At 60.8% G+C, this 13,517-nt stretch carries 13 protein-coding genes; 8 read left to right on the forward strand and 5 right to left on the reverse strand.

Annotated features, from left to right (window positions below):
* Positions 1 to 301 precede the first annotated feature (301 nt).
* The 4 genes from A7X12_RS16660 to A7X12_RS16670 all read right to left on the reverse strand — a co-directional run bounded on the left by A7X12_RS16660 (position 302) and on the right by A7X12_RS16670 (position 3,801).
* Positions 302 to 1,198: a bestrophin family protein gene (locus tag A7X12_RS16660; RefSeq protein ID WP_017980832.1), complete on the reverse strand. Its 897-nt coding sequence runs from the start codon at positions 1,196 to 1,198 to the stop codon at positions 302 to 304.
* 67 nt (positions 1,199 to 1,265) lie between these two features.
* On the reverse strand, positions 1,266 to 1,382 hold the full coding sequence (locus tag A7X12_RS25205) for a DUF2474 domain-containing protein (RefSeq protein WP_017980833.1): 117 nt from the start codon (positions 1,380 to 1,382) through the stop codon (positions 1,266 to 1,268).
* Positions 1,382 to 2,392 (reverse strand): cytochrome d ubiquinol oxidase subunit II, encoded by a 1,011-nt coding sequence (gene cydB / locus A7X12_RS16665; protein ID WP_017980834.1) that lies wholly within the window; start codon positions 2,390 to 2,392, stop codon positions 1,382 to 1,384. Before cydB ends, A7X12_RS25205 begins: the two co-directional genes overlap by 1 nt.
* Positions 2,389 to 3,801, reverse strand: coding sequence for a cytochrome ubiquinol oxidase subunit I (locus A7X12_RS16670; RefSeq protein ID WP_169863546.1), 1,413 nt, complete (start codon positions 3,799 to 3,801; stop codon positions 2,389 to 2,391). Before A7X12_RS16670 ends, cydB begins: the two co-directional genes overlap by 4 nt.
* A gap of 324 nt (positions 3,802 to 4,125) precedes the next feature.
* On the opposite strand from A7X12_RS16670, the gene A7X12_RS16675 reads away from it, so the two are divergent.
* Both A7X12_RS16675 and A7X12_RS16680 read left to right on the forward strand, forming a co-directional pair.
* Positions 4,126 to 4,416, forward strand: a complete 291-nt coding sequence (locus A7X12_RS16675; RefSeq protein ID WP_017980836.1) for a metal/formaldehyde-sensitive transcriptional repressor — start codon at positions 4,126 to 4,128, stop codon at positions 4,414 to 4,416.
* A gap of 265 nt (positions 4,417 to 4,681) precedes the next feature.
* Positions 4,682 to 5,602, forward strand: a complete 921-nt coding sequence (locus A7X12_RS16680) for a LysR family transcriptional regulator (RefSeq protein WP_017980837.1) — start codon at positions 4,682 to 4,684, stop codon at positions 5,600 to 5,602.
* A gap of 44 nt (positions 5,603 to 5,646) precedes the next feature.
* Here A7X12_RS16680 and A7X12_RS16685 read toward each other — a convergent pair whose 3' ends face one another.
* Positions 5,647 to 6,321, reverse strand: a complete 675-nt coding sequence (locus A7X12_RS16685) for an SDR family NAD(P)-dependent oxidoreductase (protein ID WP_024310570.1) — start codon at positions 6,319 to 6,321, stop codon at positions 5,647 to 5,649.
* A gap of 402 nt (positions 6,322 to 6,723) precedes the next feature.
* Here A7X12_RS16685 and A7X12_RS16690 point away from each other — a divergent pair, with 402 nt between their 5' ends.
* The 6 genes from A7X12_RS16690 (at position 6,724) to A7X12_RS16715 (ending at position 13,488) form a co-directional block, all read left to right on the forward strand.
* A complete protein-coding gene (locus A7X12_RS16690; protein WP_020486678.1) occupies positions 6,724 to 7,935 on the forward strand; it encodes a glutathione-independent formaldehyde dehydrogenase in 1,212 nt (403 codons plus the stop codon).
* Between the two features lie 344 nt (positions 7,936 to 8,279).
* A complete protein-coding gene (locus A7X12_RS16695) occupies positions 8,280 to 9,389 on the forward strand; it encodes an S-(hydroxymethyl)glutathione dehydrogenase/class III alcohol dehydrogenase (RefSeq protein WP_017980840.1) in 1,110 nt (369 codons plus the stop codon).
* Between the two features lie 51 nt (positions 9,390 to 9,440).
* A complete protein-coding gene (locus A7X12_RS16700) occupies positions 9,441 to 9,839 on the forward strand; it encodes a VOC family protein (protein WP_017980841.1) in 399 nt (132 codons plus the stop codon).
* 147 nt (positions 9,840 to 9,986) lie between these two features.
* A complete protein-coding gene (gene fghA, locus A7X12_RS16705; protein ID WP_017980842.1) occupies positions 9,987 to 10,817 on the forward strand; it encodes an S-formylglutathione hydrolase in 831 nt (276 codons plus the stop codon).
* Complete coding sequence (locus A7X12_RS16710; RefSeq protein ID WP_017980843.1) at positions 10,814 to 12,169, forward strand: NAD(P)/FAD-dependent oxidoreductase; 1,356 nt, start codon at positions 10,814 to 10,816, stop codon at positions 12,167 to 12,169. Before fghA ends, A7X12_RS16710 begins: the two co-directional genes overlap by 4 nt.
* Positions 12,166 to 13,488: a DUF3422 family protein gene (locus A7X12_RS16715; protein ID WP_021233328.1), complete on the forward strand. Its 1,323-nt coding sequence runs from the start codon at positions 12,166 to 12,168 to the stop codon at positions 13,486 to 13,488. Before A7X12_RS16710 ends, A7X12_RS16715 begins: the two co-directional genes overlap by 4 nt.
* The last annotated feature ends 29 nt before the right edge of the window (positions 13,489 to 13,517 follow it).

Here is a 13,517-nt window from a genome sequence, read left to right on the forward strand (position 1 = left end):
GCTTTGTGGCTCCCTCTACGTGCGGCGTTTCGCCGGGATTTCGTCGCCGCACACCTCGCAGTCGGTGCTACCCTCGCCGGAAGGCAGACGCGATCGGGCGGCGAAAACCGCGTCCATGATCGTTGCATCAATCTGGTCCTGCACCGCACTATCGGGTGCCCATCCATTTGCCATCGCCACAAGCTCCTCGATTTTGACCTTGGGGGTCAGATAGTCGGGGGCGCATGGGCCAAGCACGCGACTATCCAGCACAGCACCCGAATATAGGGTACTCCCTACCAGTATCAAGGAGTGTGCAAATTTAGCTCAGGACAGATTTATGGGGTTCCAGTGGCGGGGGTAGATCCTCTTCGCCAAGCAGCGACAACATATCCCGCTCGATTGTCCGCTTCATCGCATACAGCGGCAGACAGTTTGGCTCGACGCCGAACGGGTCTTCCAGCTCGTGACCCAGCGCATCGAGGCCGAAAAAGGTATAGGCGGTGAGGAGCACCGGCAGGAGCGTCCACCAGTCGAGTGATCCTGCGAGCGCGAAGGGAAGCATCACGCAAAAGATAAGTGCGGTGCGATGGAGCAGCAGAGAATAGGCGAACGGCACGGGCGTCGTGGATATCCGCTCACAAGCGCCCTGAACCTTGCCGAAGGATCGCATGTCTTCTGCCACGACGGCATAGTGAATCGGCGTAATGACGCCAGTCTGCTTTAGCTCGAGCAGCCTGCGCCCCATACGATCGAGCACGAGGTTCGTGACGTTCGGGCTCTTTGTCGCCGGGCCGATATCGACCCACGGCGCAATGGCGGCGATTTCATCCTCGCCGCGAAGGCGTGCGGTGAGGCCGCAGGCAAAGCCACATATGCTATGGAGCAACGCGCGCCGATCCTCGTCAGGGAGAAGCGATGTCTCGCGCGCGAACGAACGGGCCGAGATAATTAGCTCGCCCCAAAGCTGCCGCCCCTCCCACCATCGCGCATAGCAGGCATTGTTGCGGAAGCTCATGAAGATCGAGAGCGCGATACCGATCAGGGTGAAAGGGATCGTCGAAATCCGCGCGAAAATGCCGGGATGGGCTTGGGCGGCCAGGATGGCGATCACACTGACGACCGCGATCGCCGCCAGCCTCCGTGCGATGCGCGGCAGGATCGAGCCATGCACGGTGAAAATGATATCTTGGAAGCTCGGTTGCGATCGAACGATCATATTCCGTGGAATGTCCTTCGCCTGTTTGCCAGCATTTCCATCGGCAGCTCGTCGAAACGAGCTGCCGTCAGGGTTTGAGGATGAAGCGAATGACCTGCGCGACAGCCCCCAGCGCCAAAACGCTGGCCGCCCAGATTAAGACCATCCAGGCGAGCCGTCGACCGAGAGGTTTAGGCTCGTCCATCAATGATACCCATGCGTGCCGACCTTACCGCGGAACACCCAATAGGCCCACGCGGTATAGCCGAGAATGATCGGAATGATGACGGCCGCACCCGCCAGCATGAAGAGCTGGCTTTGCGGGGGAGCGGCTGCATCCCAGATCGTGACGGCGCGGGGAACAACATAGGGGTAGATACTGATCCCCAGCCCAACGAAACCGAGAAAGAACAGGCCAAGCGCCATAATGAAGGGCAGGCGCTCCGCGCCGCGCTTCAGGCTCCAGAAGAAGGTTGCAGCGCAGATCGCCACCAGCAGAGGAACCTGCGCGGTGAGAAGCACGCCGGGCATCGCAAACCAGCGTCGCCAATAGTCATAGGTCAGGAACGGCGTCGCCGCACTGACGGCGAAAAGCGCGAGTAGCGTCGCCCCGCCGAGCCAAAATGCCAGTCGACGGGCGCGTTCCTGGCCCGGCCCTTCGGTTTTCCAGACCAGCCAGGCCGCGCCTAGAAGCGCATATCCGATCACGACTGCCGCGCCGGTCAAGAGGCTGAACGCGCTCAACCAATCCAGCCATCCCCCTGCATAGGCATCGGCCTCGACCCGCACGCCTTGCAGGATCGCGCCCAGCGTGATCCCCTGCGAGAACGCCGCGAGAACGGACCCAAAGCTGAAGGCGACATCCCAGAAGGGACGATGGCGCGGATCTCGCCAGCGAAACTCGAATGCGACCCCGCGAAACACGAGACCGAGCAACATCGCGATGATGAGCGGGTAGGTCGCGGGAAGGATGATGGCGTAGGCAAGAGGAAAGGCCGCGAAGAGACCGCCTCCGCCCAGCACGAGCCATGTTTCATTGCCATCCCAGACCGGCGCGATCGAGTTCATTGCCTGATCGCGCTCTCCTCCGACCGAAAGGTTCGGAAAGAGGATGCCGATCCCCAGATCGAACCCGTCCATCACGACATAGGCGAAGACAGCAAAGCCGATGATACCGGCCCAGATTATGGTGAGATCGAGGTGCTCCACGTTCATGCCTCCCGTCCGGTTGATGCCACGACGCCGCTTGCCGGCGTGATGCCCGCCGCGCGTTGCGGCACCTTGGACGGTTCCGGTTCACCGGCTGCGGGCGGCTTTGCCATCATCCGGAGCAAATAATAGGTGCCGGCCCCGAACGCGCCGAAATAGACGAGGATGAAAGCGACGAGGGACGCCGCGACAGCCGGAGCGGCCAGGGGGGAGTGGGACTCCGCGGTTCGCAGCAGGCCGTATACGGTGAAGGGCTGTCGGCCTACTTCCGTCGTCACCCATCCTGCTATGACCGCGACAAAGCCTGACGGACCAAGCGCGAGAGCGGCGCGGTGCAGCCAGCGCCAGTCATAGAGCTTGCCGCGCCAGCGGGCGAGCAGGCTCCAGAGGCCCAACCCAAGCATGGCGAGGCCCATCGCCACCATGATCCGAAACGACCAGAAGACGATCGGCGTGGGCGGCCAGCGATCGCGCGGGAAGTCGTTGAGGCCGGGGAGGGGCGCTTTGGGATCGTGCTTGAGGATCAGCGATCCCAGATAGGGGATTTCGATCTTGCCGTGGACCACCGCATCCTTGTTGCTCGGGAGGCCGAAAAGGATGAGCGAAGCGCCCTCGGGGCTGGCCTCATAATGACCTTCCATCGCGAGAACTTTTGTCGGCTGATGCTCAAGCGTGTTGAGGCCGTGCTGATCGCCCGCGAGAATCTGGATCGGCGCCACAAGCGCCGCCATCCACATCGCCATGGAGAACATCTTGCGCGCGCCGGGATTCGCGCGGTCGCGCAGAAGGTGCCATGCTCCTACGGCCCCGACGACCATTGCCGTGGTCAGGTAGGCGCCGATGACGGTATGGACGAGGCGATAGGGAAAGCTCGCGTTGAAGATGATCGGAAGCCACGAACCTGCGGGCACGAACTGGCCCTTGGCATTGATCGCATAGCCTGCCGGCGTCTGCATCCAGCTATTCACGGAAATGATCCAGGTCGCCGAGATGAGCGTCCCGACGGCGACCATGCAGGTCGCGAAAAAATGCGGGCCCCTGCCTACCTTGTTGATGCCGAACAGCATCACGCCAAGGAAACCGGCTTCAAGGAAGAACGCGGTCAGAACCTCATAGGCCATGAGCGGGCCGATGACCGGACCGGCCTTGGCCGAAAATACCGACCAGTTCGTCCCGAACTGGTAGGACATCACCACGCCCGAGACCACACCCATGCCGAACGCGACGGCGAAGATCTTGAGCCAGTAGCGATAGAGGTTCGCATACACACCGCTGCCGGTCTTCAACCACAACCCTTCAAGCACCATGAGATAGCTTGCCGTGCCGATGGAGAAGGCCGGGAAGATGAAGTGGAATGAGACCGTGAACGCGAATTGCGCCCGGGCCAGGATTACCGGATCGAGATTCTCAATCACCAACATTCCTCCCTGTTTTGTCCCGCCGATGTTCGTCCGATTGTCCTCTGCAGAGGCTTTGCGATTCGAACACAGGGCTTGGGGGCCGGACGCGCGCCATTTCCTTTGGTGCAGCGATCCGATCGGGCTGGCAATATATCATACTCCCCACCAGTATCAAGGGGGTAGGAACCCAGGTCTGGCGTTCGATGTTTCTGGAGGCGTAGGGGAAGGTTCAGGCTCGCTTCGGCCGAAATTTGAGGTGTCAGCGCGGCGCAAGGCACAGGATAGGGTTGAAACTCCCCCCCTGTATAGTATGTGCATATCAACAGTCAGGAAAGCGCGATGCCACATTCACCAGAAGAGAAGAAGCGGGCCATAACACGCCTGCGTCGCATCAAGGGGCAGGCGGAAGCGCTTGAACGCGCGATCGAGGCCGGAACGGATTGCGCCCCTTTGCTCCAACAGATTGTGGCGATGCGGGGCGCCACCAACGGGTTGATGGCAGAAGTGATGGAAGGCCATCTCCGTGAGACCTTCGGCCCCGCCAACGGCGCGCATGGGGAAAATGGAGCCAGCCCATTCGACGACGACATGGAGGGTATAATGCGGATATTGCGAACCTATCTTAAGTAGGTCTTAGAAACCGCAGTACCTGTATATAGATTTATAAGAACAATTTTTTACCGATCGGCAATATAATGACGGTGCGCCCAATTTTCGCGTGGTACGACTTATGGGTTGGTATTTTCATAGATCGCCCTAAGCGGCGTATCTACATTTTTCCAGTTCCATGCTTTGGTATTTTCATTCAGCTTCGCGTGCCACCGGCATCATAACTTGATTGCGGGACTGCAATTTGTGGTTCCACTGGAAAATCGCAACTGGATGAGAACACGTTATGATCGTCAAGAATTTCGGATATCTGATTGCGCTCGATCAGGAAGGCCATTTCGGTAGGGCAGCCAAGAGCTGCAACGTGTCGCAGCCCACGCTTTCCGCCGGCATCAAGCAGCTCGAACAGGACTTGGGTGTGGAGATCGTGCGGCATGGCCGGCGTTATGACGGACTCACATCGGAAGGTGAGACTGTGCTGGCCTGGGCGAAGAAGATCGAGAGCAACTGCGAGGGGCTGGAGCGCGACCTTTCGGCCCAGAAACGTGGGCTGGAAGGTCAAATTCGCCTGGGCGTGCTGTCGGCCACGTCGATCATGGCATCGATCCTCAGCCTTGCCCTCGCTGAAAGGATGCCGCTCCTCGAACAGTGCATTTGCACAGCGCAAACCTCGTCGCTGACCAAAGCCTTGCTGACGCATGAAATGGACATGGCGCTGGTCTATCTCGAAGACATATCTGAGGAGGACTTTGACACGCACCTTCTCTACCGGGAGCGGATCGTCGTTTTCCAGGCATCCGGCGACCCGCTCCCGCGACAGGTTTCATGGGATCATGTCGCCGAGCTGCCTTTGTGCATCTTGGACTGCGCGCTACCCAAAGCCGCGCGTTCTAGACTCGGGCACCGTGCCGCAAAGTCGATCAGGACCAACAATGTCGATGTTCTCGCTGCCCATATCGCAAGTGGGCGATATGCCACCGTCCTTCCGCAATCTCTCGCAACCTATTTTGCTCGGATTTCCGACATTCGGGCGGTTGAAGTCGCAGGTGAGGGCGCAGATGCCGCTGTTGGATTGGCCATGCCCAGAAATGGGGTGAAATCGACACCCACAGCCGCGCTGTTCGAAATAGTCCGCGCACCCGAGACAATGGCCTCGATAGAGGCCGCTCTGGACCTGTACCGCCAGTTCCAACCCGAAGGGGGCTGACCGTTCATGCCGTGCTATCGCAGCATGAACGGTCGCGCGACCCACTATTCGACGTAGATCATTTTCTTGGTCATCCCGCCGTCGACCACAAGCGTTTGCCCGGTAACAAAGCCGGCGGACGCCAGATATAGCACGGCCTCGGCAATGTCCTGGGGGCGACCGACCCGGCCAACCGGATGCTGCGCCTCGTCCTCGGCGCGCAGATTCGTGTCATTGGTGATCCAACCAGGTGCGATTGTATTGACCCGGATTTTGGCGCCAAGTTGCACCGCCAGCGCCTGCGCGAGTGCCACCATGCCACCTTTCGCAGCGGCATAGGCAAAGTCGATGCCTTGGGACATCAACGCGCGGGTGGAAGCCATCATGACAATCGAACTGCCATCGGTGAGCAGGGGCAATGCCGCTCGCGACATCAGAAAGGCCCCGGTCAGATGGCTGCCAATGGTGCTGTTCCACTGGTCGAGCGAGGTGTCACCGAGCTGCATGAATGTGTCGTAAACAAGCCCACCATTGTTGACGAGCAAGTCCAGTCGATCCCAGCCAAGGGCACGAAAAGCCTCGGCTACGGACTCTTCGCTGGCAAGATCGCAATGGATCTGTTGACCGATCGCTCCTTCCTTCAAATCGAAGGATGCCACCTCCCAACCTTCATCCAATAAGGCGGAACATATAGCCTGACCGATTAGCCCCGATCCTCCTGTTACAATAGCGCGTTTCATAAGAACTCCTTTCTGTCAGAGGATGATAGAGAGACCGGCACCATTGCGCCAACACAACTCAAGTCCAGAGAACGGGCGCATAGGGCGTCACCCTGATAGACTTCAACTGCGCCTTGTCTTCCAGAAACATTATGCTTGCTGCAATGGAATATGATATATCATCTTGTTGCATTGCGGCAGTCATTCTCCTGTAGCTTGGTCATAGGAATTTCCGATCTTGGGATAGAATCTTCGAGTTTGCTCCGAAGGAGAAGCGCCGCCATTCTGCCAAGACGGTAATGATGAGACTGGCAACGACACTACTATGCTGCGCTGAATTAATTCGGTGCGGCATGTTGATCCGTGTCAAGTCCTACTCTCGTCAATACTTGGGGGGGCGTGAAAAAACGCAGGAGATATCTGATGGCTACAGGCAACCGGATCGTAACCTTCGAGAAACCGATGGAAATGAAGGTCAACACCTTCAAATTCCCGGAGCTGATTACTCCACAGGGCAAAAAAGCTCCCCACGGCGCCATTCTCAAGATCGTCACCACGAACATCTGCGGCAGCGACCTTCACATCTACCGAGGTTCGTTTGAAGTCCCCAAGGGGATGACGATGGGCCACGAAATGACCGGCGAGGTGATCGAGGTCGGCTCCGACGTCGAATATATCAAGGTCGGCGATATCGTGTCCGTTCCCTTTAACGTCGGCTGCGGACGCTGCTACAACTGCAAGCACATGCGCTCGGACGTGTGCGAGCACACCAACCCCGAAGTCGACTGCGGCGCCTATGGCTTTAACCTGGGTGGATGGACCGGGGGGCAGGGGGATTACCTGTTCGTGCCCTATGCAGACTTCAATCTGCTGGCTTTCCCCGACAAGGACGCGGCCATGGCGAAGATCCGTGATCTGACGCTCCTTTCGGACGTGTTGCCGACCGCGTTCCACGGGTTCGCCGCTCCCGACTGGCCGGCGCAACCGGCCTATATCGTCGGCGAGAATGTGCTGATCTTCGGCGCGGGGCCTGTCGGCCGCGCGGGCGCCGCCTGTGCGAAGCTCCTCGGTGCCGGCGCCATCATCGTCGCCGACTTCATTCAGGAGCGGCTCGATCTGCTCAAGCCGCACGGCGTCGAGACCATCAACCTGTCGGACGGCATTCCGATCGAAGATCATCTGGAGCGGATCACCGGCAAGCGCGAGGCCGATCGCGTCATCGACTATGTGGGCCTCGACTGTCGCGGGTTCGGGGCGGAGTCCGACCAGATCGTCGAGAACGCCGTCACCAACGCCCTGCTGAAATATGTCCGCTTCGGCGGGATGACCAGCACGGTCGGCGTATATTGCCCCAATCCGATCTCCAAGAATCGGGACAACAAGAAGGGCAGCATGGAAGTCGATTGGGCCAGTGGCTGGATCAAGTCGCCGCGGATGTCGGCAGGCCAGTCGCCGACGGCCAATTACAACCACGCCCTCATGCGGGCCATCCTGAACGATCGGATGCCCTATCTGACTCCGATGATGAACACGAAGATCATCAAGCTGGAGGACGCGCCGGCGGCCTACAAGGAGTTCGATGACGGATCGGCGTTCAAGTACGTCATCGATCCGCACGGCTCTGTGGCGGCCTGACCATCTAACCCGGAATGCCCCCCGGTCATGTCGGGGGGCATTCTGAGCCGTTGGGGGCGGACTGCTTGCCGCACGCACACCCCCTTCCGGCTTGTCGATCTAACACCCCCCCGGATCGGCAAGCCGCCCCCTTCTGGAACGCAGCATCAGCCATGGCGCTGCGCTTTTCCGAAGCCGTAACGCCCTGTCGGGCGCTTTCACCACCCTCAGACATTATCCCTCTTGCATACTGGCTAGGAGTATCTTATACATACTCCCAGCCAGTATGCTTGGCTCCGAATCGAGATATCGAAACGGGGACTCGCAACCGGCGGTCCGGTTCTAGAAAAGAGGGAGATCCAAACATGAAATCTCGCGCCGCCGTAGCCTTCGAGGCAGGCAAGCCGCTCGAAATCGTCGAGATCGATGTCGCACCGCCCCAGAAAGGTGAAGTGCTCATCAAAGTCACGCATACCGGGGTATGCCACACCGACGCTTTCACGCTGTCCGGCAACGATCCGGAGGGCATTTTCCCGGTCGTTCTCGGCCATGAGGGCGCGGGCATCGTCGTCGAGGTCGGCGAGGGCGTCACCAGCGTCAAGCCGGGCGATCACGTCATTCCGCTCTACACCGCCGAGTGCGGCAAGTGCGAGTTCTGCCTGTCCGGCAAGACCAACCTGTGCGTCGCGGTTCGCGAAACGCAGGGCAAGGGCCTGATGCCCGACGGCACCACGCGCTTCTCCTACAACGGCCAGCCCCTCTATCACTATATGGGCTGCTCGACGTTCAGCGAATACACCGTCGTCGCCGAAGTCTCGCTCGCCAAGATCAACCCCGAAGCGAACCCCGAGCATGTCTGCCTTCTGGGCTGCGGCGTCACCACCGGCATCGGCGCGGTCCACAACACCGCCAAGGTGCAGCCGGGTGACTCGGTTGCCGTGTTCGGTCTGGGCGGCATCGGTCTCGCCGCGATCCAGGGCGCGCGTCAGGCCAAGGCAGGACGCATCATCGCGATCGACACCAACCCGACGAAGTTCGAGCTGGCGCGTCAGTTCGGCGCGACCGACTGCATCAACCCCAAGGACTATGACAAGCCGATCCAGCAAGTGCTGATCGAGATGACCGGGTGGGGCATCGACCACACGTTCGAGTGCATCGGTAACGTCCATGTCATGCGGGCCGCGCTGGAATCCGCGCATCGTGGCTGGGGCCAGTCGATCGTCATCGGCGTCGCTGGCGCGGGCCAGGAAATCTCCACCCGTCCGTTCCAGCTCGTCACGGGCCGGGTCTGGAAGGGGTCGGCCTTTGGCGGTGTCAAGGGACGGACCCAGCTTCCCGGCATGGTCGAGGACGCCATGAAGGGTGAAATCGATCTGGCGCCCTTCGTCACCCACACCATGGGTCTCGATGAGATCAACGAAGCCTTCGATCTGATGCACGAAGGCAAGTCGATCCGCACCGTGATCCACTACTGATCCCTCAACTCTAACCTTCAATTTCAATAGTTAACCTCAAGGAAGAATATCATGGCTGATCCCGTTATCTCCGGCAACGGCGTGTTCTCGCACGTCTTCATCGGCGCGGCCGATGTCGAGCAGTCGGCAGCGTTCTACGACGCCGCTCTGGGCGCCCTGGGCGTCAAGAACCTCGGCCCCTTCGGCAATGGTTGGGTGCTCTACGGCCGCGAAAAGCCTGCTTTCATCATTGCCCGTCCCGGCAATGGCGAAGCGCCCTCCAGCAACGGCGTGACGGTCGGCTTCGCCGCCGCGACGCCCGCCGAAGTGGACGCTTTCCACGCGGCCGGCCTCGCCGCTGGTGGCACCGACGAGGGCCAGCCCGGCCCGCGGGGCCACCTGCCGGGTGCCTATGCGGCCTATCTGCGCGATCCGGCGGGCAACAAGGTCTGCTCGTACACCTTCATCTAAAGCCGGAAGGTGAGGGCGATACCGGCAACCCTATGACTGGCTGTCGCCGGCGCTGGAACAGGCGCCGGCGCTTCCCCCCGCACCACAGCCAGGAAAAGGGCGCCTATCACCACACCGTCCACCAACCGTCGAAGCAAGGAAACAAAAATGGAACGTGTCGAACATCACGCCAGCTTCGGCGGTTGGCAGGACGTCTATCAGCATGACTCGATCAGCCTGGGTTGCCCGATGAAGGTCGGCGTCTATCTGCCTCCCCAGGTGAAGGACGGTCGCGTGCCGGTGCTGTATTGGCTGTCCGGCCTGACTTGCACCGAACAGAATTTCATTACGAAGGCTGTCGCGCAGCGTTTCGCTGCCGAGCACGGGATCATCCTCGTCGCGCCGGACACGAGCCCGCGAGGCGAAGGCGTGGCCGACGATCCCAGCTATGATCTGGGACAGGGCGCCGGCTTCTACGTCAACGCGACTGAGGAACCTTGGGCTGCCCACTACCGCATGTACGATTATGTCGTCGAGGAATTGCCGGCGCTGATCGAAGCCACATTTCCGGCCGATGATCGCCGGGCGATTGCCGGTCATTCGATGGGCGGGCACGGCGCACTCGTTGCCGCTCTGCGCAATCCGGGGCGCTATCGCAGCGTATCGGCCTTTTCGCCGATCGTCGCGCCGAGCCAGGTGCCTTGGGGCGAGCGCGCTCTGACGGCCTATCTCGGAGACGATCGCGCCGGGTGGAAGCATTACGACACCATCGAACTCATCAAGTCCGCCAGCGAGCGCCTGCCGTTGCTCGTCGATCAGGGCATGGATGATGAGTTTCTGGATCGCGAGCTGCGCCCGGATCTGCTGAAGGCGGCCTGCGAGGCTGCGGGGCACCCGCTGATCCTCAACCTGCGACCCGGCTACGATCACAGCTATTATTTCATCGCTAGCTTCATCGGCGAGCATATCGGCCATCATGCCAAGGCGCTGTTCCAATGAGCGCGGCGGCATCCTCGGCCATGCGCGAAATCGCGTCCAGCAATGACCCCGCCTCCGGTCGCCATCGCGTGGTGGTCGTGGGCGCGGGCTTCGGCGGCCTCGAAACCGTCCAGCGGCTCGCGGGGAGCGGCGTTGACATCACCCTTGTCGATCGCCGCAACCACCATCTTTTTCAGCCGCTGCTCTATCAGGTCGCGGGCGCGTCGCTGTCGCCATCGGAGATCGCCTGGCCGATCCGCTCGCTCTTCGCCAAGCGCAAGGACGTTCGGACTCTGCTCGGTGAGGTCGAAGGCGTGGACACGGGCAACCGGCGCGTCGTTCTCGAAGACGGCTCGACGCTTGGCTATGACACACTCGTCATCGCGACGGGCGCGCGGCATTCCTATTTCGGGCATGACCAATGGGAGCCTTATGCTCCGGGCCTCAAATCGCTCGAAGATGCGACCACCATTCGCCGGCGCCTTCTCGTCGCGTTCGAAGAAGCCGAGCGCGAGAGCGATCCCGCGCGCCGTGCGGCCTTGCAGACCTTCGTTATCATCGGCGGCGGGCCTACCGGCGTCGAACTGGCCGGCACGATCGCGGAGCTTGCCCGTCTGACACTGGTGCGCGATTTCCGGTCGATCGATCCGCGCGCGACGCGGGTGGTGCTGGTCGAAGCCGGGCAGCGGCTCCTGCAGGTCTTCCCGGAAGATCTGTCGGCCTATACCGCTCAGGCGCTTGAAAAGCTCGGTGTCGAAATCAAGCTCGGCAAGCCGGTCACGGAATGTTCCGAGCATGGGGTCGTGGTCGACGGTGTGCCTATTCCCGCTGAAACGATTTTGTGGGCAGCAGGCGTTCAGGCCTCGCCCGCCGCGCGCTGGCTGAACGCTGAAGCCGATCGCGCGGGCCGCGTGGTCGTCGGGCCGGACCTGACAGTGCCAGGACACCCCGACATTTTCGTGATCGGCGATACCGCAGCCTCGAACGGGTATGACGGCAAGCCGGTGCCCGGTCTCGCGCCGGCTGCAAAGCAGGCCGGACAATATGTGGCCCGGCTGATCCGCCAGCGCTTTAAGGGGCAGAATGCTTCGGAACCGTTCCGTTACCGGCATCAAGGCAATCTGGCGACGATCGGCCGCAGCCTTGCGGTCGTCGATATGGGCGGGTTCAAATTGCGCGGTGTTCTGGCGTGGTGGATGTGGAAACTGATCCACATCTACTTCCTGATCGGGACGCAAAATCGGATGAGTGTTGCACTAAGCTGGATGTGGACCCACGGCATAGGATATCGTGGCTCGCGTCTGATTACTTACAGCGATCTCGCTCAGCACGATGCCGGGCAGGACCATGACAAGGGGAGGGAAGGCGATTGAGTGAAGAGGGCAGCGCCGAGAACAGCGGTTCAACTGTCTATGGAATGCCCACCTATGAGAATAGGCGGGTTGCCATCGACGAGGTTCATGCGCGCCCTTATTTGCTGATAGATGCGCCGCGTGCCCTGGTGCAGCTCGCCTTCATGAACGAGGGCAATCTGACGAAGGACAAGGCGACCCTCGCGGAAATATCGAGCCGGATGGGCGCCCCGCTGCCGGATCAGGACACACCTCTTCATGGCCTGACCTGGGATCAGGGTAAATTGCACTGTGAGAAGCACACCGAGTTCTCGACCTACTTGTGGAGTGCGCCCCTCGATCCGGGCACCGGGGAGCTGGCGGGTGAAGATCCGTTCAAGCACGGCTTTACGCCGCCCGGGCCGGTCATTTGCGGCGTCCGCCTGGACGTTGTTACGTGGACCGAAGAGACCGCGACCTATATCGATCGCTTCGACCCGATCAGCCGGTGTCATTCGCTCGTCGAGGATGGCATGGCCGATATCGTCACCGATTTCCGTCAGGACGCCGATGGGCTAACCCGCATCCTCATCCTCGATCGCGGTTTGACGCCGATCCGGCTTGGCGCGCTGGCACAGCGGCTCCTCGAAATCGAGACCTATCGGACGCTGGCCCTGCTCGGCATCCCACTGACCCAATCGCTGGGGCCGCATCTGCGCAGCATAGAGAAGCGCCTTGCCGCCATCACCAACGAGATGCGCAAATCTGCACGCCGCGACAGCGAGGGGCTACTTTCCCGGCTGACCGACCTTTCGGCCGAGCTGGAGGCGGACACGGCGTCCAGCCTCTACCGCTTCGGTGCGAGCCGTGCCTATTATGAAATCGTCGAGGAGCGGCTTGCAGCGCTCGGCGAAACCTTCGTCCCGGGCTGCTATCGCTGGCGCAACTTCCTCCATCGCAGGATCGCGCCCGCCATGCGGACCTGTCGCGTGATCGAGGAACGGCAAGCCAATCTCTCCGACAAGCTGGCGCGCGCGACCACGCTGCTGCGGTCGTGGATCGATGTGCAACTCGAACGCCAGAACAGCGATCTGCTGGCCTCGATGGACAATCGGGCGAAGCTGCAATTGCAGCTTCAACAGACCGTGGAAGGCCTGTCTGTCGCGGCGATCTCCTATTATGTGATCGGCCTGCTCTCCTATCTCATCAAGGGCATACCGGGGATTCACGACATGGTGGCGCCCGAGCTGGTGATCGCCGCTCTGGTTCCCCTTGCCGTCCTTGGTGTCTGGTGGACCGTTCGACAGATCAGGAACGCGCACAGCGACCATGGACCGCCGCCCGCAAAAAAGCAGATATGATCCCTTTATCGCCTCCGTGCGTCTAGCGC

The organism is Sphingomonas sp. TDK1 (assembly GCF_001650735.1).
Classification (GTDB): Bacteria; Pseudomonadota; Alphaproteobacteria; order Sphingomonadales; family Sphingomonadaceae; genus Sphingomonas.

Excerpts from the sequence above, each read along its gene's own strand:
- fghA (WP_017980842.1), top strand. The coding sequence starts at position 9,987 with ATGGAACGTGTCGAACATCACGCCAGCTTCGGCGGTTGGCAGGACGTC.
- A7X12_RS16660 (WP_017980832.1), bottom strand. The coding sequence starts at position 1,198 with ATGATCGTTCGATCGCAACCGAGCTTCCAAGATATCATTTTCACCGTG.
- A7X12_RS16700 (WP_017980841.1), top strand. The coding sequence starts at position 9,441 with ATGGCTGATCCCGTTATCTCCGGCAACGGCGTGTTCTCGCACGTCTTC.
- A7X12_RS16695 (WP_017980840.1), top strand. The coding sequence starts at position 8,280 with ATGAAATCTCGCGCCGCCGTAGCCTTCGAGGCAGGCAAGCCGCTCGAA.
- cydB (WP_017980834.1), bottom strand. The coding sequence starts at position 2,392 with ATGAACGTGGAGCACCTCGATCTCACCATAATCTGGGCCGGTATCATC.
- A7X12_RS16680 (WP_017980837.1), top strand. The coding sequence starts at position 4,682 with ATGATCGTCAAGAATTTCGGATATCTGATTGCGCTCGATCAGGAAGGC.
- A7X12_RS16675 (WP_017980836.1), top strand. The coding sequence starts at position 4,126 with ATGCCACATTCACCAGAAGAGAAGAAGCGGGCCATAACACGCCTGCGT.
- A7X12_RS25205 (WP_017980833.1), bottom strand. The coding sequence starts at position 1,382 with ATGGACGAGCCTAAACCTCTCGGTCGACGGCTCGCCTGGATGGTCTTA.
- A7X12_RS16685 (WP_024310570.1), bottom strand. The coding sequence starts at position 6,321 with ATGAAACGCGCTATTGTAACAGGAGGATCGGGGCTAATCGGTCAGGCT.
- A7X12_RS16710 (WP_017980843.1), top strand. The coding sequence starts at position 10,814 with ATGAGCGCGGCGGCATCCTCGGCCATGCGCGAAATCGCGTCCAGCAAT.
- A7X12_RS16690 (WP_020486678.1), top strand. The coding sequence starts at position 6,724 with ATGGCTACAGGCAACCGGATCGTAACCTTCGAGAAACCGATGGAAATG.